General features: G+C 71.8%; 19 protein-coding genes, 1 tRNA gene and 1 pseudogene. 10 read left to right on the top strand and 11 right to left on the bottom strand.

Features of this window, described 5'->3' with window-relative positions; genetic code table 11:
* Positions 1-10: 10 nt before the first annotated feature.
* The gene (locus ACQP1S_RS00410; protein ID WP_091253366.1) at positions 11-274 is read right to left on the bottom strand and encodes a cell division protein CrgA; all 264 of its coding nucleotides are present in this window, start codon (positions 272-274) and stop codon (positions 11-13) included.
* Between the two features lie 229 nt (positions 275-503).
* Between ACQP1S_RS00410 and ACQP1S_RS00405 the strand changes: the two genes are divergently transcribed.
* The 4 genes and pseudogenes from ACQP1S_RS00405 to ACQP1S_RS00390 all read left to right on the top strand — a co-directional run bounded on the left by ACQP1S_RS00405 (position 504) and on the right by ACQP1S_RS00390 (position 3,744).
* On the top strand, positions 504-1,310 hold the full coding sequence (locus ACQP1S_RS00405) for a DUF881 domain-containing protein (protein WP_432901945.1): 807 nt from the start codon (positions 504-506) through the stop codon (positions 1,308-1,310).
* Between the two features lie 105 nt (positions 1,311-1,415).
* Positions 1,416-2,805, top strand: a pseudogene (locus tag ACQP1S_RS00400) (class E sortase); the annotation flags it as partial.
* A gap of 5 nt (positions 2,806-2,810) precedes the next feature.
* The gene (locus ACQP1S_RS00395) at positions 2,811-3,089 is read left to right on the top strand and encodes a hypothetical protein (RefSeq protein WP_432901943.1); all 279 of its coding nucleotides are present in this window, start codon (positions 2,811-2,813) and stop codon (positions 3,087-3,089) included.
* A 4-nt stretch (positions 3,090-3,093) separates the two neighbouring features.
* Positions 3,094-3,744 carry an aminodeoxychorismate/anthranilate synthase component II gene (locus ACQP1S_RS00390; protein ID WP_357772607.1) on the top strand — a complete coding sequence of 217 codons (651 nt, stop codon included), beginning with the start codon at positions 3,094-3,096 and terminating at the stop codon, positions 3,742-3,744.
* Positions 3,745-3,915: 171 nt separating this feature from the next.
* On the opposite strand, the gene pknB is transcribed toward ACQP1S_RS00390, so the two are convergent.
* From pknB to ACQP1S_RS00355, 7 genes are read right to left on the bottom strand one after another with little or no spacing between them, the layout of a single operon-like run.
* Complete coding sequence (pknB, locus tag ACQP1S_RS00385) at positions 3,916-5,721, bottom strand: Stk1 family PASTA domain-containing Ser/Thr kinase (RefSeq protein ID WP_432901941.1); 1,806 nt, start codon at positions 5,719-5,721, stop codon at positions 3,916-3,918.
* Positions 5,718-7,196, bottom strand: coding sequence for a protein kinase domain-containing protein (locus ACQP1S_RS00380; RefSeq protein WP_432908500.1), 1,479 nt, complete (start codon positions 7,194-7,196; stop codon positions 5,718-5,720). Before ACQP1S_RS00380 ends, pknB begins: the two co-directional genes overlap by 4 nt.
* A 1-nt stretch (position 7,197) precedes the next feature.
* A complete protein-coding gene (locus tag ACQP1S_RS00375; RefSeq protein WP_432901939.1) occupies positions 7,198-8,703 on the bottom strand; it encodes a peptidoglycan D,D-transpeptidase FtsI family protein in 1,506 nt (501 codons plus the stop codon).
* Positions 8,700-10,190, bottom strand: coding sequence for an FtsW/RodA/SpoVE family cell cycle protein (locus ACQP1S_RS00370; RefSeq protein WP_432901937.1), 1,491 nt, complete (start codon positions 10,188-10,190; stop codon positions 8,700-8,702). Before ACQP1S_RS00370 ends, ACQP1S_RS00375 begins: the two co-directional genes overlap by 4 nt.
* A 29-nt stretch (positions 10,191-10,219) precedes the next feature.
* On the bottom strand, positions 10,220-11,644 hold the full coding sequence (locus tag ACQP1S_RS00365; RefSeq protein ID WP_432901935.1) for a PP2C family protein-serine/threonine phosphatase: 1,425 nt from the start codon (positions 11,642-11,644) through the stop codon (positions 10,220-10,222).
* Positions 11,641-12,129, bottom strand: coding sequence for an FHA domain-containing protein FhaB/FipA (locus tag ACQP1S_RS00360; RefSeq protein ID WP_091253347.1), 489 nt, complete (start codon positions 12,127-12,129; stop codon positions 11,641-11,643). The genes ACQP1S_RS00365 and ACQP1S_RS00360 overlap by 4 nt, the downstream gene beginning before the upstream one ends.
* Positions 12,130-12,135: 6 nt before the next feature.
* Positions 12,136-12,930: an FhaA domain-containing protein gene (locus tag ACQP1S_RS00355; protein ID WP_091253346.1), complete on the bottom strand. Its 795-nt coding sequence runs from the start codon at positions 12,928-12,930 to the stop codon at positions 12,136-12,138.
* Between the two features lie 225 nt (positions 12,931-13,155).
* Here ACQP1S_RS00355 and ACQP1S_RS00350 point away from each other — a divergent pair.
* From ACQP1S_RS00350 to ACQP1S_RS00335, 4 genes are all read left to right on the top strand, one after another.
* A tRNA-Leu gene (locus ACQP1S_RS00350) sits at positions 13,156-13,241 on the top strand.
* Positions 13,242-13,353: 112 nt separating this feature from the next.
* The gene (locus ACQP1S_RS00345) at positions 13,354-14,427 is read left to right on the top strand and encodes an NAD-dependent epimerase/dehydratase family protein (RefSeq protein ID WP_432901932.1); all 1,074 of its coding nucleotides are present in this window, start codon (positions 13,354-13,356) and stop codon (positions 14,425-14,427) included.
* The gene (locus ACQP1S_RS00340; RefSeq protein ID WP_357892910.1) at positions 14,424-15,230 is read left to right on the top strand and encodes a WecB/TagA/CpsF family glycosyltransferase; all 807 of its coding nucleotides are present in this window, start codon (positions 14,424-14,426) and stop codon (positions 15,228-15,230) included. Before ACQP1S_RS00345 ends, ACQP1S_RS00340 begins: the two co-directional genes overlap by 4 nt.
* Before the next feature lie 130 nt (positions 15,231-15,360).
* A complete protein-coding gene (locus ACQP1S_RS00335; RefSeq protein WP_432901930.1) occupies positions 15,361-15,981 on the top strand; it encodes a hypothetical protein in 621 nt (206 codons plus the stop codon).
* Here ACQP1S_RS00335 and ACQP1S_RS00330 read toward each other — a convergent pair.
* The 3 genes from ACQP1S_RS00330 to ACQP1S_RS00320 form a co-directional block, all read right to left on the bottom strand.
* A complete protein-coding gene (locus tag ACQP1S_RS00330) occupies positions 15,949-16,350 on the bottom strand; it encodes a hypothetical protein (protein ID WP_432901928.1) in 402 nt (133 codons plus the stop codon). The two genes, ACQP1S_RS00335 and ACQP1S_RS00330, sit on opposite strands and share 33 nt — an antisense overlap.
* 154 nt (positions 16,351-16,504) lie before the next feature.
* The gene (locus ACQP1S_RS00325; RefSeq protein ID WP_091253343.1) at positions 16,505-16,726 is read right to left on the bottom strand and encodes a DUF397 domain-containing protein; all 222 of its coding nucleotides are present in this window, start codon (positions 16,724-16,726) and stop codon (positions 16,505-16,507) included.
* The gene (locus ACQP1S_RS00320; RefSeq protein WP_432901925.1) at positions 16,696-17,577 is read right to left on the bottom strand and encodes a helix-turn-helix domain-containing protein; all 882 of its coding nucleotides are present in this window, start codon (positions 17,575-17,577) and stop codon (positions 16,696-16,698) included. Before ACQP1S_RS00320 ends, ACQP1S_RS00325 begins: the two co-directional genes overlap by 31 nt.
* Positions 17,578-18,213: 636 nt before the next feature.
* Here ACQP1S_RS00320 and ACQP1S_RS00315 point away from each other — a divergent pair.
* Both ACQP1S_RS00315 and ACQP1S_RS00310 read left to right on the top strand, forming a co-directional pair.
* Entirely contained in the window at positions 18,214-18,498 is a 285-nt protein-coding gene (locus ACQP1S_RS00315) for a hypothetical protein (protein WP_091253341.1), read from the top strand.
* Between the two features lie 101 nt (positions 18,499-18,599).
* Positions 18,600-19,034: a hypothetical protein gene (locus ACQP1S_RS00310; protein ID WP_432901923.1), complete on the top strand. Its 435-nt coding sequence runs from the start codon at positions 18,600-18,602 to the stop codon at positions 19,032-19,034.
* Positions 19,035-19,162 lie beyond the last annotated feature (128 nt).

The following is a 19,162-nucleotide window of genomic DNA, read 5'->3' as shown; positions in this document are numbered from 1 at the left end:
AGCGCCGGGCTCAACGCCAGCGGGACAGCAGCACCAGGGAGCTGACCATCGCACCAAAACCGACCGCGAGGTTCCAGTAACCCCACGAGGCGACCGGGTACTCCTGCTCGGAGAGGTAGTAGACCACCAGCCAGCCGATGCCGGCGACGATCAACGCGACAGCCGTGGCCGGCAGCCACACCGGGCTAGGCTTGCGCGTCGCCGTCGTCGTCGTCGGACGGACATCCGTCGGCGGGGTGTACACCTTCTTCTTACGGACCTGAGACTTGGGCACGACGCTCTCCAGAGGGGTGACGACCTCGTCCGGCCTGACAACCGGGCGCGGGGGCGACGGTCCATGGCCAATAATGTTCGACAGCCAGCGTAGTCCGGAAGGCCGCTCCAGGCCATGAATGGGGTCGATCCGGTGCCCACGGTGACCGGATTCGGTCGGGTCGACGCGGCGTCGACGACCCGTCCCGCACCGTGACGGGCGTCACCAGACGACGGGAGAGGAGCGCGCGGTGGAGTACACATCCGGTGCGGCATCCTGGCAGAAGGCCATGCGGCGGGCGGTCATCGCCTTCCTGCCCCGACGCCCCCGGCAGCGCCGACCGGGCTGGTCGATCGGCGTGCCGCTGATCGCCGCCGCCGCCGGGCTGCTCTTCACCACCACGGCGACCACGGCCGGCGGCACCGCCCTGCGGGAGGACCGCCGGCCCCAGCTCACCCAGCTCATCGAGGACCGTCGGGAGCAGGTGGCCACCAGCGAACTGCGGGCCGCCCGGCTGCGCGCCGACGTGGAGAGCGAGACCGAGACCCTGGCCGACACCGACGCGCCGATCAAGGAGCAGCGGGACCGCGCCCACGGCCTCCAGCAGGCGGCCGGCTTCACCGCGCTCACCGGGTCCGGGGTGACCGTGGAGCTGAACGACGCCCCCCGCCGCGGCGACGGCACCCTGCCCAAGGGCGCGACCAACGACGACCTCGTCGTCCATCAGGGTGACGTGCAGGCCGTCGTCAACGCGCTCTGGGCCGGAGGCGCGGAGGCCATGTCCATCATGAATGTCCGCGTGCTCTCCACCAGCGCGGTACGCTGCGTCGGTAACACCCTGCTGCTGCACGGCCGGGTGTACTCGCCACCATTCAAGATCGTAGCAATCGGCGATCCCGCTGCCCTCCAGCAGGCCCTCGCCGGCTCGCAGGGAGTCGGGTTGTTCAAGCAGGCGGTCGACCACTACCAGCTCGGCTACTCCGAGCACGTCGCCACGGTCACCGTGCCCGCATTCGAGGACTCGACGGCGCTGCGATCGGCGACGGTGCCGCGATGACCCACCAGGGCGAGGGCCCGCGCGGCGGCGACCAGCACGACGAGCCGACCGCGTTCCTCCCCAGGGTCGACCGGTCCACGCCGCCGCCCGCCGCAGCCCGCCCGCAGCCCCCCGGCCCGCAGCCCGCAGCCGGCCCGCAGCCCGCAGCCGCCGGCCCGCAGCCCGCCGGCCCCTGGCCCACCCCGTGCTCCCGCCGCGCCAACCGCCGCCCGCCTGGCCGGGCCGGCCCACCCCGGCCACGGGCAACGGTCAGCAGCCGGAGACGCACCAGCGCCAGCAGCCGGAGGCGGCCCAACGGCACGCGCCACCGCCACCGACCCGCCCCACGCCGGCGACGGCCGAGCGCCAGCACGGTGCCGGCCTCCCCGGTGCCGCCCCGCGTCCGGTGCCACCCGTCGAGACGGGACGGCCCCGGGCCGCCGCGCCGGACGGGACGCCGCGCCCGTCCGGCGTCGGAGGCGACCGATATTCGACGCCCGCTCCCCGGCCGGAGGCTCCGCGCGGGGGCGGAGCCGGGCTTTCCCACCGGGGCGTACCCGGGAACGGGCCGGTGGACCACGGCCGGTCGGGTCCGGTCCCGGACCGCACGGCGGACCCGGCGGCGACGGCGCTGCTCCCGGTGGTGCCCGCCCGGCCGACCAGCCCGGCGCTGGACTCCACCGCCCTGATGGGCGCGGTGCCACCCGCCCCCGAGCACACCGGCTCCGACGATCCGGTCGCGCCCCCGGCCCCGCCCCGGCGTGGTGAGCGGGTGGTGCAGCTGCGCCCGGAACAGACCGGGGAGGGCTACAAGAGCGTCTACTCCGAGCTGACCCGGCCCACCTTCGGCTCACGGCTACGCGCCGGGGTACGGGTCAGCGGCGAGGTGCTGATCACCTTCGGACTGGTGGTGCTGCTCTTCGCCGGGTACGAGATCTGGGGCAAGTCCGCCCTCGTCGACGCCCACCAGAGCAAACTCAACCAGCAACTGGCCCAGGCGTGGGGCCCGACCGGCGACCCGACGGTCAGCCCGAGCACCCCGGCCAAGCAGGTCGCCCCGGCCGAGGGCAAGCCCATCGCCGGGCTCTACATCCCCAGCCTCGACAAGAACTGGGTCGTCGTCGAGGGCGTCACCCAGGAGGACATCCGGTACGCCCCCGGCCACTACCCGAAGAGCGCGCTCCCCGGCGAGGTGGGCAACTTCTCCGTCGCGGGGCACCGCAACCGGGCCACCTTCTGGCGGCTGGACGAGCTGAAGGTGGGGGACGCGATCCTCCTGGAGGGCAAGCAGGACTGGTACGTCTACAAGGTCTACCGGTCCCGGATCGTCCGCCCCGACCAGGTCGAGGTGGTCGCGCCGGTGCCCGGCGAGCCGAAGGCGAAGGCCACCCGCAAACTGCTCACCCTGACCACCTGCAACCCGAAGTTCGACAACTACCAGCGGCTGATCGTCCACGCCGAGTTCGACCGCGCGCAGCCCAAGTCCGAGGGCCCACCGCCGGAACTGCGAGGCTGACCACGGTGTACTCGTTCATCTGGCGAAAGCTGCCCTTCGGGCTGCCCGGCAAGCTGATCGGCTCGGTGCTGCTCGCCACCGCGACGGTGGCGCTGCTCTGGTATGTGGTCTTCCCCTGGGCCGAGCCGCTGCTGCCCTTCGACGACGTCCAGGTGACCCAGGACTCCGGCAACCCGGGCGGCGACTCCGCCGTCGATCCCGACGCACCGGCCGGCGACGGGCACGACCTGCCGTACGACACCGACCGGAACAACACCCCACCCGCCCCCTCTCCGGACCAGTGAGCCCATGCGTGTCCTCGTGATCGACAACTACGACTCCTTCGTGTTCAACCTCGTGCAGTACCTGGGCCAGCTCGGGGTGGAGTGCGAGGTCCGACGCAACGACGAGATCGACGTCGCCGAGGTCGGTCGGGTCGGTGCGGCGGGCGTCCTGCTCTCGCCGGGGCCGGGCAGCCCGGACCGCGCCGGCATCTGCCTCGACGTCATCCGCCGGTACGCCGGTGAGCTGCCGATCTTCGGCGTCTGCCTCGGCCACCAGGCCATCGGCGAGGCGTTCGGCGGAACCGTCACCCGGGCACCCGAGCTGCTGCACGGCAAGACCTCCGAGGTGCGGCACCGCTCCGTCGGGGTGCTGGCCGGCCTGCCGGACCCGTTCACCGCCACCCGCTACCACTCGCTGGCGGTGCTCCCCGAGACGCTCCCCGACGAACTGGAGGTCACCGGCTGGACGGAGTCCGGCGTGGTGATGGCGATGCGGCACCGGACCCTGCCGATCGAGGGGGTGCAGTTCCACCCGGAGTCGGTGCTCACCGAGGGCGGCCACCTGATGCTGGCGAACTGGGTCGCCGCCTGCGGCCACCCGGAGGCCCTGGACCGCGCCCCGGAGCTGGCCGCCGAGGTCGACGCCCGCCGCCGGGCCGCCTTCGCCACCAGCTGACCCGCCCTCGCCAGCGCTGTCCGGCCGCCGGGCGGTGGTCCGGGGCAGCGGGAGCCGCTGCTGGTCGACGCGGTCACCGCGACGGTGCTTGTCGCTTCCGCCGGTCGTCCCCGCAGGACGACTCAGGCCCGGTCCACCGGACCGGGCCCGACCGTCACCTCGGGCTACGGATCACTGGTCCTCGACCCGGAACGGCGGGGTGGGCAGCGGGAACCCGCCACCCGTGCCGTCACCGGGCGGTGTGGTGGTCGGCACCGGCGTGGTCGGGGTCGGCGGAGTCGGCGACTCGGTGACCTCCGGCACGCTCACCACGATGGTGACCGTGCTCCCCTTCGTCTTCTTGGTGCCGGCCTTCGGGTTCTGGCTCTGCACCTTGCCGGCCTCGTCCGCCGGCACCTCCGAGCCGAGTTCGGGGTTGGCCCTGAAACCGGCGTTCTCGATGGCCCGGATGGCTTCCGCCTGGCTGAGGTCCTTGACGTTCGGCACCTCGCGGACGTTGCCCCGGGAGACGGTCAGGGTCACCTTGGTGCCCTCCGGCACCTTCTCCCCCTCGGGCGGGGACACGTCGAGGACGATGTCCTCGTTCTCGTCGCTGTCCTTCTCCACGATGGTGACGGGGAACTTCGCCTCCCTGAGGCGAGCCTGCGCGCTGTCGACCTTGCTGCCCTTGAGGCCGTTGGGGATGCTGACCTCGGGCTTGCCGCCGCAGATGTTCACCGTCACCTGACGGTTCTCGGCCAGCGGGGTGCCGGCCGGCGGGTCCTGCCTGGCGACCGTACCCACCTTGCAGGTGCTGTCGAAGACCTGGTCACCGCTCGCCGGCACCAGACCGGCGTTGCGGATCTCGGTGAAAGCCGCGTCCTGCGTCTTGCCCGCCAGGTTGGGCACCGCGCTCGTTTTGGCGTCGTCTCCCGAACCGTTCATCAGCAGGGCCGCGACCAGGGCAATCACCGCGAGCACCCCGACCGCGGCGAACGCCGCGATCACCCAGGCGGAGCTCTTGCGCCGCTGCGGGTCGCCGACCCGGGCCGGGATGTGCCGGGTCTGCTGACCCTGCGTCGGGTAGCCGGCTGCCGCCGCCGCCATCGGGGTGGTCTCGTCCTGGGTCATCACCGGGGTGGCCATCACCGGCCGGCCGGCGGCGGCGCGGAGCAGGTCGGCCCGCATCTCACCGGCGCTCTGGTAGCGGTTGAGCGGGTTCTTCGACAGTGCCTTGAGCACGATCGCGTCGATCGCCGGGGTGACGTCCGGGTTGATGTCGCTGGGCGTCGGCGGGGCCTCCCGCACATGCTGGTACGCCACGCTGACCGGGCTGTCGCCGACGAACGGCGGATGGCCGCAGACCAGCTCGAACAGCACGCAACCGGCGGCGTACACGTCGGAGCGGGCATCGACGGCCTCGCCGCGCGCCTGCTCCGGGGAGAGGTACTGGGCCGTGCCGATCACCGCGCTGGTCTGGGTCATCGTGGTGGCGCCGCTGGCCAACGCACGGGCGATGCCGAAGTCCATCACCTTGACCTGACCGGTCTGGGTCAGCATCACGTTGCCGGGCTTGATGTCCCGGTGGATGATCCCGTGCCGGTGGCTGAACTCCAGGGCCGCACACATGTCGGCGCAGATCTCCAGCGCCCGGCGCGGCTGGAGCCGCCCCTCGACGCCGAGGACCTCCTTGAGGGTCCGCCCGTTCACGAACTCCATCACGATGAACGGAAGGGTCTCGCCGGTCGGCGCGGTCTCCTCGCCGGTGTCGTAGACGGCGACGATCGCCGGGTGGTTCAGCGAGGCGGCATTCTGCGCCTCACGGCGGAACCGCATCTGGAAGGTGGCGTCCCTGGCCAGGTCTGTCCGGAGCATCTTGATCGCGACGTCACGACCGAGCCGGAGGTCCCGACCGCGGTGCACCTCGGCCATGCCGCCGTAACCGAGCAGCTCGCCGACCTGGTACCTGCCACCGAGCAGGCGGGCCTGGGCTGTCATCGCGTTCGTCGTCCTTCGCTCGTCGTCGTCTCGCCGGCATCCGGTCCGAGCCGTACCACCCGACGGTACGACGTCCCGGCCGGATCGTCGCGTCCGAAGGCACTCAGCGCGCCGGACGTCGTTCGCGGCGCACCGGGATCACCGGTGCTCGTCCGCTGTCGCGTCGCGTAGGCGAGCACCCCGGAACAGACCAGCACCAGGACGGCCAGCAGGATCGCCAGGGTCACCATGCCGGACCGGGAACGCTGTGGTGGGGCGGGGGGTGGGAGCGGCTGCCGGGCGTACCCCATGGGTCGGTCGGCACGGAGCTGGGCCGGCGGGACGGACGCCGCGCCCCGGGGCTGCTGCGGGTAGGGCCGCGTCATCGGGGTGGCCTGGGCGGGCGGACGCTGCGGCGCCACCGGCGGCTGCGGGTGCCGGGCCGCGACCGGCGGTCGGGCCTGCCCGCTGACGGGTGGCCGGGCCTGTCCACCGGCCGGAGGGCGGGCCTGTCCGCTGATCGCCGGGCGGTGCTGGTGGGCCAGCGGGGCCGGCTGCTGCCGGGGCACGGCGGGCACCTGCGCGCGGGCCATCGGGCCGGCGGGGGAGGCCGGGGCCCCGGAGACCGGACCGCCGGAGACGGGACCGGGGTGCCCACCACCCGCGCGGGCCTGCTGGGAGAGGGCCTGCTTGGCCTGCCGGGCGACAGCCGCCAGGGCGGCGGCGCTCGGCCAGCGGTGGCCGGGCTCCTTGGCCATGGCCCGCTCCACGATCGCCTTGACCTGCGGCGGAATGTCCCCGGGCAGCGCCCGGGGAGTGTCCCGGACGTGCCGCATCGCGATCTCCAGCGGATTGTCGCCCTCGAAGGGCCGTCGCCCGGCCAGGCACTGGTATGCCACGACGCCGAGCGCGTAGACGTCGGAGGCGGGGGTGGCGACCGCGCCGGTGGCCTGCTCGGGGGAGATGTACGAGGCGGTGCCGAGCACCGATCCGACGGCGGTGAGCTGGCCGACCAGCTCCGACCGGGCGATACCGAAGTCGGTCAGCACCAGCGTTCCGTTCGGCCGGACGAGCAGGTTGCCCGGCTTGACGTCGCGGTGCACGATGCCCTTCTCGTGGGCGGCGTGCAACGCGTCGGCGGCCTGGGCGAGCAGGGCCATCGTCCGGGCCGGGGTGAGCCGGCCGACCCGGCTGAGCGTCGCCGACAGGGCGTCGCCCTCGACGTACTCCATCACCAGGAAGGCGATCTCCTGGTCGCTGCCGAAGTCGTAGACGTCGACCACGCCGGGGTGGTTGATGGTGGCCATGGTCCGGGCCTCGCCCCGGAACCGTTCCGCGAAGCCGGGCTCGTCGAGCAGCGCCGGGAGCAGACTCTTCACCGCCACCGTACGGCCCAGCACCTGGTCGGTGCCGCGCCACACGTCACCCATGCCGCCGCTGGCGATCCGCTCGTCGAGGCGGTAGCGGTTGCCGAGCTGCACCCCGGGGCTGAGCATGTCAGCGGCCCCCCGCATCGGCGATGGCCGCCTGCATGATCTTGCCGCCGATCCGGGCCGCCTCGGCGCTGCCGCCGCTGCCCGCCTGCTCCAGCTCCACGCAGACCGCCGAGACGGCGTTGCCGTTCTTGTCCAGTGCGAAACCGATGAACCAGCCGTGGTCGGGCCGGTCCGGCGCGGACTGCGCGGTGCCCGTCTTGCCGCCGACGGTGTAGCCGTCGATGTCCGCGGAGCGGCCGGTGCCGTTCTTCACCACGCTGACCATCATGTCGCGCAGGTCGTCGGCGACCTGACCGCTGACCGGCTGCCGCAGCTCGCGGGGTTGGGCGTTGTAGTAGCTGGTGGTGCGGTCCGGCCCGAGCAGCTGCTTGACCAGGTAGGGCCGCATCTGCCGGCCCTTGTTGGCAACCGAGCCGGCGATCAGCGCCCCCTGGAGCGGGGTCATCCGGACGTTGTTCTGGCCGATCGAGGACTGCGCCAGCGCGGCGGGGTCGGTGCCGCCGTCGGGGTTCTGCATGTCGCCGGTCCGGCTGGCCGCCACCGGCAGGCCCCCCTCGCCGAGCTGCCCGACGGTGAGGTCGTCCTGCTCGAAACCGAACTGCCGGGCCTTCTCCTTCACCGTGTCCGCGCCCAGTCGCACGCCGAGCTGGGCGAAACCGGTGTTGCACGACTCGGTGACCGCGTCCATCAGGGTGACCTGCGCCTCCGGGCAGATCGACGGGGCGGCGTTACGGATCGGTGCGCCCGAGGTCGGCGGGGTCCAGCTCGGTCCGGCCGGGATCTCGGTGTCCTTGCCGACCCCGTTCTCCAGGGCGGCGGCGGCCACCACGATCTTGAAGGTGGAGCCGGGCGGCAGGACCTCCGACAGTGCCCGGTTCTTCAGCGGGCCCTCCGAGTCCTGCTCGTACTTGTTGTAGGCCGCCGTCGCCACGTTGGTGTCGTGGTCGACGAGCGGGTTCGGATCGAAGCCGGGCATCGAGACGAGCGCCTGCACCGCACCGGTGCGCGGATCGATGGCGATCGCCGCACCCCGCTTCGCACCGGTGTCGTTGTTGCGCAACTGCTCGTAGGCGGTGTCCTGGGCCCGCTTCGAGATGCTCAGCAGCACGTTGCCGCCGCCGCTCTCGTCCCCGGTGAACATGTCCTTGATCCGGTTGCCGAGCAGGGCGTCGCTGGTGCCGGCGAGGAAGTCGTTCTCCAGCCGCTCGATGCCGGTGTCGCCCAGGTTGACCGGCTTGTAGCCGAGCACGTGCGCGTACTTCGCCCCAGCCGGGTAGCTGCGCTGGAACTTCAGCTTGCCACCGGTCTCCTTGCTGGTGGCCACGGCGGTGCCGCCGGCCTCGATGTTGCCCCGCCGTCGCTCGTACTCGGCCACCTGGACCCGGCCGTTGTAGTCACTGTTGCGGTATTCGTCTGCCTTGTAGGCCTGGATCCAGTTCAGGTTGGCGAAGAGCAGACCGAACAGGACCATGACGACGACGCCGACGCGGCGCAGGGGCGCGTTCACGGGCGGATCACCTCCGTGGGAGCACCGTGCAACTGTTCCGGCGGGCCGCCACCCGGGCGGGATGCCGGGCCGCCGCCCTGGTTCACCGGCCGCCGGGCGGCGTCGGAGATGCGCAGCAGCACCGCGATGAGCAGCCAGTTCGCCATCAACGACGAACCACCGGCGGACAGGAACGGGGTGGTCTGACCGGTGAGCGGGATGAGCTTGCTGATCCCGCCGACGATCACGAAGACCTGGAGCCCCAGGGTGAAGGCGAGACCACCGGCGACCAGCTTGCCGAACGAGTCCCGCACCGCCAGCCCGGCCCGCAGCCCTCGCTCGACGATGAGCAGGTAGACCACCAGCAGCGCGGTCAACCCGAACAGGCCGATCTCCTCGCCGATGCCGGCGAAGATGAAGTCGTTCTGCACCTCGGGGATCTCCAGCGGCTCCCCGGCACCGGGCCCGGACCCGAACAGGCCACCGCTGCCCAGGCCGAGCAGCCCCTGCACCAACTGGTAACCCCGGTCGTACGGCTCGGCGAACGGGTCGAGCCAGATCTCGGCGCGGGTGTAGAAGTTGGCGAACGGGCCGCCCACGGTGCCGCCGAGCACGTATGCGAGGTAGGCCCCGCCGAAGAAGAGGACCAGACCGATCAACAGCCAACTGACCCGTTCGGTGGCGATGTAGAGCGTCACCACGAACATGCCGAAGTAGAGCAGCGAGGTGCCGAGGTCCTTCTCGAAGACCAGGACCAGCAGGCTGATCAGCCAGACCCCGACCACCGGGCCGAGATCCCGGCCGCGCGGAAAGTCGATACCGAGGACGCGGCGGCTGGCCAGCGACAGCACCTCACGCTTGCGGACCAGGTAGTAGGCGAAGAAGACGAGCAGCGCCAGCTTGGCGAACTCACCGGGCTGGATGCTGAACCCGCCGACCCGGATCCACAGCTTCGCGCCGTTGATCTCGGAGAAGCGGCCGGGCAGCACCGCCGGGATCATCACCAGCACGATGCCGGCCAACCCCAGGGTGTACGCGTAACGGGAGACCGCGCGGTGGTCGCGCATCACCACCAGCAACCCGGCGGCCAGGATCACCGCGGCCAGCGTCCAGGCCAGCTGACGACCGCCGGTGCCGGCGAAGATGGCCAGCGTCTCCCGGTCGGCGGGGGCGGCCTTGCCCAGGTCGAGCCGGCGCAGGAAGCCCACCCCGATGCCATTGAGCAGGGCCACCGCCGGCAGCAGGGCCGGATCGGCGAACGGCGCCAGCCAACGGATCACCAGGTGCATGCCGAGGAAGACCAGCCCCAGCGCGGCAGCCGGCATCCAGAAGTCGCGGGTGACGGTGTCGAGCAGGTTCGCTTCGACGATCGCCCCGTACGCGGCCACCAGCACCATCGCCAGCACCAGCAGGGACAGTTCGGCGTTACGCCGGGACCGCGCCAAACGTACGCCGGGCCGCTCGCCCGTCGTGGCGGGCGAGACTACCGGGTGGGCCGCTGCGGTCAAGGAGGTGTCCCTCGGATCTCAGCCGACGGTCACTCGGGCGACCGGCAGCCCGCCGGGTCTCCGGCCGGCGGAACCGCGTCGGAGGCCGAGGCGTCGGGTGTGGTGGGCGGCGTGGGGGTGCCGGTGACGCCCGGCACGCCGGTCGCGCCGGGGCTGGTCGCCCCGGGGCTCGGCGGCACCGGTGAGTTCGCCGGCACCGGGGAGCCGGTGACGAGGGAGGGCACCGGCTGGCAGACCGGCTTCAGGTTGGGGTTGGCCGGGTCCTCGCTGGTCAGCTCGGCCAGCCGGCGCACCGCGTCCGGTCGGCTCTTGGCCTGGATGCCCTGCTTGACCTGCTCCTGGGCAGCCAGGGTGAGGTCGTCGAGCTTGGCCTGGCTGGTCGAGTGCACGCTGGACAGGTCGAGGCCGGCGACCTGACCGGGCACCCCGCGGAAGACCGCGAGCTGCCCGTTGTCGGTCGCCCCGACGTAGTACTGCCGCTGGGTGTAGCTCCAGCCGGCGAAGAGGCCGCCACCGAGGATGACCAGCAGGGCCGCCAGCATCGCCACGGTGCGTAGCGGTCGACGGGGGCGGTCCGGGTCGTCGTCCCGGTTGGTCGCGGGCTCCTCCGGCGCGGGCGGGCGCGGGGCGGAGAGCGCCGACGCGCGGGCCGCCGGGGTGGAGTCGTCGGCCGCGGTGGCCATCCCCCGGTCCCGGGCCGCGGCCCCGCCGACGATCGGGCTCGCCTCGACGATGTCCTGGTCGGTGGCGTCCGCGATGATCACGGTGATGTTGTCCGGGCCGCCGCCCCGCAGGGCGAGCTGCACCAGCCGCTCGACGCACTGCTGCGGGTCGGTGTACTCCCGGAGGCTGTCGCCGATAGTCTCGGCGCTCACCACACCGGAGAGGCCGTCGCTGCAGATCAGGTAGCGGTCCCCGGGCAGCACCTGCCGGACACTGTATTCCGGGTCGATGTCCCGGCCGTCGAGGGCGCGGGTGAGCAGCGAGCGCTGGGGGTGGCTGCTCGCCTCCTCCGCGCTGATCCGTCCCTCGTCGACGAGCATCTGGACGTAGGTGTCGTCCTTGGTGATCTGGGCGAACTCGCCGTTGCGCAGAAGGTAGGCCCGCGAGTCGCCGATGTGGACCATGCCGAGCTTGCTGCCCGAGAAGAGGGTCGCGGTGAGCGTGGTGCCCATCCCCTCCAGCTGCGGGTTGGCATCCACGGTGTCGCGGAGCTGCTGGTTGGCGATGCCCACGGCCGATCGCAGCGCGTCGACGAGCGCGTCCCCCGGGACGTCCTCGTCGAGCGGCGCCATGGCACCGATGACGATGTTGCTGGCGACGTCACCGGCGGCCATGCCGCCCATGCCGTCGGCGACGGCGAGGAGCCGCGGCCCGGCGTAGACGGAGTCCTGGTTTCCGTCTCGGATCAGACCGCGGTCGCTGTGGGCCGCATAGCGCAGGGTCAGAGTCATGGCCGTAATTCGAGAGAGGTGCGGCCGATACGGATCGGCACGCCGAGGGGGACGGGGGTCGGTCCGGTGACCTTAGCGCGATCGAGGTACGTGCCGTTAGTCGAGCCGAGATCCTCGACGAACCACTGTCCGTCGCGGGGCACCAGCCGGGCGTGCCGGGCGGAGGCGTAGTCGTCGGTGATGACGAGGGTGGAGTCCTCGGCCCGACCGATGGTGATCTGCGCTTCGCCGAGGGTGATCCGGGTGCCGGCGAGCTGGCCGGCGGTGACCACCAACTGGTGGGCCGCCCGACCCCGCTTCGCCTTCGCCGGCTTCGCCGCCTGCTGCTGGGTAGCGGCCCCGACCCCCCGCGGGGCGGCCACCAGCCGCCCCGACCGGGCACCGGCGAAGAGATCCCGACGGATGACACCGACCACCGTGAACACGAAGATCCACAGCAGGATGAGGAACCCGAACCGGGCGACCGTGATGACGAGTTCCGGCAAGGCGGGTCAGCCGTCCACGCGGAAGGTCAGCGTCGTGGTGCCCAGCTGGATCATGTCGCCCGGGTTGAGGGCGACGGCCGAGACCCGCTGGCCGTTGACCATGGTGCCGTTGGTGGACCCCAGGTCGGTCAGCACCACCTGGCCGCCGTCGAAGTCCAGCCGGGCGTGTCGCCGGGAGATCCCGACATCCGGCAGGCGCAGGTTGGCCTGGTCGCCACGGCCGATCACCGTCGAGCCCATCTGCAACGGATAGGTGCGGCCGTCACCGGAGACCAGCCGGACGTTGCGGGCGCCACCACCGTGCCCCGGCGGCGGCCCGTAGCCACCGCCCTGGTCGTACGCCGGGTAGGCCGGCGGGCCGGGGTCGTAGCCGCCCGGCGAGGACACCGGGGCGACCTCACCCCCGGTGTAGACCTCGGCGGTGACCCGGAACATGCCGGTGTCCAGCCCCTCGCCCCGCTCCACCTCGACGATCACGTCGCCGTAGACCGTCCACGCCTGCTCGCCGATGAACTCCGCCTGCGACTGGGCCAGCTCCTGGGCCAGCGCGGCGGCGTACGGCGCCAACCGACTGTGGTCGTACGGGGAGAGATCGATCACGTAGCGGTTCGGCACCAGGGTGCGGCCACCAGCGAGGATGGCCTTGTGCGCCTCGGCCTCCCGCTGCATGGCGTTGAGGATCTCCACGGGGTGGACCACCCCTTTGAAGACCTTGGCGAAGGCCCCTTCGACCAGGCCTTCCAGACGCTTCTCGAAGCGTTGCAGCACGCTCACCGGCTCCTCCTCGGGTCCCGAGGACATGATGGTATCTGGACGGCGCGCATGCAGCTCGCGCGCCGCTCGGCCACCGCGCGGCGGCCCGTTCGGAGCGGCCCCTGCGACCGTGCTACTCTTTCGTCCGCCACGAAGGGTGACCGCTCGTAGGAACGGTAACCGGTCGAGGCGAGACCGCAGGACCGGGTAGGATGTTCCGGGCCCGCCGGAGACGGTGGGGTCGACGCACCACCGAGTTCGAGGTTGTGCCACGGGGATGTGGCGGAATGGCAGACGCGCACGGTTCAGGTCCGTGTGTCCGAAAGGACGTGGGGGTTCAACTCCCCCCATCCCCACCACCAGACGAGGGCTCCGCAGGATGCGGGGCCCTCACTTCGTATCGGGGCGTACCGGACGTCAGGCTATGCTCCGGTGGTTTTTCCCAGCCTCCCAGCTGACCAGGAGTGTCGTGTGAGTGTCGCGTTGGTGACCGGGTCGGGCGGTCTGATCGGTTCCGAGGCGGTCCGGCACTTCGCCGGGCTCGGCCTGGACGTGGTCGGCATCGACAACGACATGCGGCAGGAGTTCTTCGGCGCCGAGGCCTCGACCGCCTGGAACGTCCGGCGGCTGACCGACGAACTGGGGTCGGCGTACGCGCACCACAGCATCGACATCCGCGACCGGGACACCCTCGGGAAGCTCTTCGCCCGGTACGGCCGGGACATCGCCGTGGTGATCCACACCGCCGCCCAGCCGTCGCACGACTGGGCGGTGCGGGACCCGTTCACCGACTTCGACGTCAACGCGGTCGGCACCCTCAACATCCTGCAGAACGTGCGGGAGCACTGCATCGGGGCGCCACTGATCCACTGCTCCACCAACAAGGTCTACGGCGACCGGCCCAACAGCCTGCCGCTGGTGGAGCAGGAGACCCGGTGGGAGATCGCGCCGGGGCACCCGTACGAGCAGGGCATCCGCGAGGACATGTCGATCGACGCCTGCCTGCACTCGGTCTTCGGGGCCTCCAAGGTCGCCGCCGACGTGATGGTGCAGGAGTACGGCCGTTACTTCGACATGCGGACGGCCTGCTTCCGGGGCGGCACGTTGACCGGCCCGGCGCACTCGGCGACCGAGCTGCACGGCTTCCTCGGGTACGTGATGCGGGCCAACATGGAACGCCGCACCTACAAGATCTTCGGCTACCAGGGCAAGCAGGTCCGCGACGCCATCCACAGCTCGGACGTGGTGTCGGCGTTCGAGGCGTTCTTCCGTGAGCCGCGCTCCGCGGCGGTCTACAACCTGGGCGGCGGCCGGCACTCCAACACCTCCAACCGGGAGGCGTTCACGCTGGCCGCGCAGATCACCGGCCAGGAAATGATCACCGAGTACGTCGACGCGAACCGGATCGGCGACCACAAGTGGTGGATCGGCTCGAACGAGGCGTTCCAGGCCGACTACCCGGACTGGAAGCAGGTCTACGACGTACCGATGATCATGCGGGAGATCTACCAGGCCAACGTCGACAAGTGGGTGCCGGGAGCATGACCGCACAGGGCAAGCGCAACGTCCTCGGCGTCCTGGTCGACGCCACCGACTACGCCTCGGCGACCGAGCAGGTCGTCGCGGCGGCCCGGGACCGCCGGCCGTTGGCGCTGACCGCGCTGGCCGTGCACGGGGTGATGACCGGGGTGCTCGACCCGGCGCACAACGCCCGGCTCAACTCCTTCGACGTGGTCACCCCGGACGGGCAGCCGGTGCGCTGGGCGCTCAACCTGCTGCACCACGCCGGCCTGGCCGACCGGGTGTACGGCCCGACGCTGACCCTGCACGTGCTGCGCCGCTTCGCCGAGGAGGGCCTACCGGTCTACCTGTACGGGTCGACCGAGGAGACCCTGGCGAAGCTGATCCCGGCGCTGGAGCGGATGTTCCCGGCCCTCAAGATCGCCGGGGTGGAGCCGTCGAAGTTCCGCGCGGTCGGGCCCGGCGAGGACGTCGAGATCGCCGACCGGATCCGGGCCAGTGGTGCCCGGCTCGTCCTGGTCGGTCTGGGCTGCCCCCGCCAGGAGGTCTTCACCTACGCGATGCGGCCCCTGCTGGACATGCCGCTGATGGCCGTCGGCGCGGCCTTCGACTACCACGCGGGTCTGCTCCGGCAGCCGCCGCCGTGGATGCAACGGGCCGGCCTGGAGTGGTTCTGGCGGCTCGGCCTGGAGCCGAAGCGGCTCTGGCGGCGGTACGTCATCCTCAACCCGGCCTACCTGACCCGACTGGCCGGCCAGAAGACCGGTCTGTGGAAGGCCCGTCCCCCGGCCCCGGCAACCGAACGACCGGCCACCTTCGCGGTCTGAGGCGTCCACTCCGGACGACCGGCCGGTGTCGTGGTGACGGGCTGGCCGGTCACCCCTACGGGGGCGCGTCGGGGTGGAACAGGGGCCCGCCCCGGATTCGCCGTACGCCGTTGCGGGCAAGGCTGTGTCCATGGATGGGCATCTCATCGTGTTACTGCCGATCGCCGCCGTCTGGCTCGCTGCCGGCGTCGTGGCCGACGGACTCCCCCGGCTGGACCGGGCCCGCGCCCTGCGGCGGCGTACTGGATGGTTGCTCGTCCTCTCCGTCGTCGGTGTCGGCCTGACCCTGGCCGTGCTGGCCGTCGGGCTGATCAGCGCCGGGGACACCCCGGTCGACCGGGCTGCCGGCCAGCTTCCGCTGGTGGCCGTCCCGGCGCTCGCGGTGGCGGTCTGCACGGTGCGCCGGGTCCGCCGGTTGCGGGCCGGTGCGGGCGCGTTCGCCGCCGCGCCGGAGACCCCCGCGCCGTACGGCCTGCGGGCCGCCGCCGGGCACCCGCTGGTCGGCCTGCCGGCGCAGGTGACCGCGCTGGCCACCGTGCCGGGCCTGCTCTCCGCCGCCGGGCTGGGCCTGAGCGCCGGCAACGGGGTCACCGGGGTGGCGCTCACCGTCGGCGGGCTGGCCGTTCTCGCCATCGGGGTACGCCACGGCCTGCGGCACAACCGGCTCGCCGAGCGGACGCTGCCGGGCACCGGCCCCGCGCTGGTCGGCCTGCCCGCCTCACCGGCTGCGGCCAGCTCCCTGCACGTATAGCAGTTCCAGGATTGCCCGGGTCGCCTCGAACCACCGGTCCAGCCAGCCGGGCGGCGGGATGCTCCCCTTCGGCGGCAACTCCAGCAGCAGGCCGCGCAGCAGCGGGTGGTCGATCAGCGACTCGGGTGGCTCCGTGGGCCAGCCGGCCGGCGGGAACGACGGCTCGGCGAGCGGGTTCGGGTCGAGCGAGGGCAGCGACAGCGGCGACCCGGCCAGCTCGGGCGCGGGGACACCGTCGCGACCCGACTCGGTGTCGCCGGCACCCACCTCGGTGAGCATCGTGTCGCGTCGTGCGCTGCGGTATTTGCCGCCGAAACGTTCGGTCCTGCCCGGGCCGTTGGTGAGGTTCTCTGAGCCGATCGTCGTCATGTGCGTCTCGCCTGCCTCGCTCGGTTGTCGCCGCGTGCGGCGGGTCGTCGACCAGCGCCGTACCGAGGGGTTCAACGACGCGGGGCGGAAGTGGCGACGGGCCGGCCGGGGAGTGTCCCCCGACCGGCCCGCGGTCAACGCCACGCTGCGTTGGTCAGTGTTGGCCGAACGCGCCGTTCCGAGCGTCGGCGACGAAGGCGTTCCATTCCCCGGGGGCGAAAACGAGGGCGGGACCTGTCTTGTCCTTCGAGTCCCGTACCCCGACCGCCCCGATCACGTAAGCCACCTCGACGCAGTTGTCACAGTTCGGCCCGCTTTTCGAGCTCTTGAACCAGGTCGCCTGCGTCAGGTCCTCGGGGAACCTCTTGGTCGCCATTTCCACAACGGCTCCTCTGCCAGTTCTGCGATGTGTGCGATGGACTCCTCCGGTCGCCTGGCCGCTGCCTGAATCTGATCGAAGATGGAGTTGTACTTCTGCAGCTCGTCGCTCTTCTCCAGGAAGAGCCCACCCGTGGCGTTCTCCGCGTACACGACATCCGCATCCATCGAGTCGGGAAATCTGAGAATCGTGAAGGGCCCGTCCATGCCGGCGTGCGCTCCCACCTCGAAGGGCAGGACCTGCAACGTCACGTTCGGCAGTTCGGCCACCTCCACCAGCCGCCTGAGCTGACCACGCATCACCGCGTCGCCGCCCACCGGCCTCCTCAACACCGCCTCATCGAGCACCACCCACAGATCGACCGGATCATCCTGGGTCAACAACGACTGACGGCCCAGTCGGACACGCACCCGTTGTTGCACCTGGTCGGCGGTCAGCTCCGGACGGGCCGCCTGGATCATCGCGCTGGCGTACTCCTCGGTCACCAGCAGACCGGGAACGACCTGCTGCTCGTACGAGCGGATGGCACCTGCCGCCGCCTCCAGGCCGACGTACGCCCCCACGAGCACGGCGCCGTACGGGTGCCACCACCCCTTCTGCCGCGCCTCGCGGGCGATCTGCACCAGCTCCTCGCTGTCCGCGCCCACCACCCCGTAGATGCGGAGCATGTCCCGGACGTCGCGCGGGGTCGCCGAGGTGTGACCGGTCTCGATCCGGGAGACCTTGGAGGCGGAGCACTCCAACTGCTCGGCGACCGCATCTATGGTGATGCCGGCACCGTCCCGCAGTCGACGCAGCTCGGCACCGAGCCGGCGACGCCGGATGGTGGGGCTCCGCCGTTCGCTCATCGGGTCGCCCCGGGTCCCGTTGACGGGGAAAGCTGGTGCCTCGCGCTCACCCGGTTACCTCCGGTCGATCGCGCCCGTGTCCGAACACCCGCCAGGGGCGCGACCGCGGGCGGCGGGCATCATTCGCGGCAGGGGTGGAGCCGGGTCGCCGACCGGCCGCGTCGGGCGGAACCGGCGTCCAGTGTGCCGCCCTGGGGACAGCGTGATCAAGCGCCCGATTCATGTGTCGGGGTTCCCGTATCGGCAAAGACTATGTGCAACTTGCATCCAGCATCACGCTGATGCAGTCTGTCCGTATGGTTCGAATCACTCAGTGCTTTCGGCTGATCTCTCGGTGTGATCATCGCCCCGGGATAGGCCGGGTGGGCGGGTGCCCCGGACCAGTTGTGTCATCGAGAACTGCCCCGGGTTGATGACCCCGCCGCTGCACGCCCGGAGGCTGCGGTGGTGGGAGCGGTAACACCCGTGAGCAGCCGGGTGATGGTCGGGTGGCGGTCCACCACCAGTGGGTACGGCCCGACCAGCACCACACCGAGCACCGGCCCGCGAGGCACAACCCCGTCGCCGGACCCGCATCTCGTCCCCGTTCCGCACCGGTCGGCCCGCGACGCCGGCCATACCCTCCCAGGAGCCCATGTGCTTCCCCGCTCCGGTGACGTTCTGCACGTGACGCGTACCGCAAGTGTGCAGTTCCTCAGGCCGATCACCTTCCGGATGATCCGGGTGCTCGACTGGCCCACGTACGACGGCTGGCTCTGGCTCGACGGCTACCAGCTGAACGCCTCGGGCGACGCGGTCAGCCGCCGGTCGATCTTCGTCCAGCAGGCCGGGCTGACCCAGCTCCGACCGGCGACCGTGCCGCGTCAGCACACCGCGCGGTCGCGCCGGCCGGTCAACCGCGCCCCGATCGCGGTGGGCTGACTCCCCGATTACCCGGCCGGAGGGCGTGCCGCCGCCATAGAATCGGTACGCCCACCCCGGCGAACGTCTCCACCCCGCGCGTTCCGGCCCCTGAACCTGGGATGGCCATGGTCTATCTGCCCGCCGCGCGGCGGCACCACCGGTCCCGTATCCGATACGCCTTCGGACTGCTCGCCCTGATCGGCGCGGTCGTCACCCTCGTGGTGGTGACCCGCTACCCGGCCGAATCGGCCACCCGGCTCGCCGAGCCGGTACCGGCCCCCGAGATCACCGTGGTCGAGTGGGGTGACACCCCGGCCGACGCACCAGCCGCCCCTGGTCCCGACGCACCGGCCGAGCCCGGCCCCGACGCAGCAGTCGAACCGAACGGCGCGCAGTCGGGCGTGGGCGGCGGTACGTCCACGCTCGCCGAGCCTCGACACCCCTCCGACGACCCTCAGACCGTCGCCCAGTCGCTCTTCTACTCCGGCCTGCTCGGGCTGGCCATCTCCCTGGCCGGCCTGGGCCTGGTGGGCACCCGACGCCGGATGTGGTGAGCCCCGGCGAGACGCCGGATGGTGAGCCCCCGGCGAGACGCCGGATGTGGTGAGTCCTTCGGCGGCCGGTGGGCAACCCGGCCGGCGGAGTGGCGCCGACGGGACCCCGCCGGGGGCCGACCGCCGAG

The organism is Micromonospora matsumotoense (assembly GCF_050951065.1).
GTDB lineage: Bacteria > Actinomycetota > Actinomycetes > Mycobacteriales > Micromonosporaceae > Micromonospora > Micromonospora matsumotoensis.
This window is presented reverse-complemented; position numbering and strand designations above follow the sequence as displayed.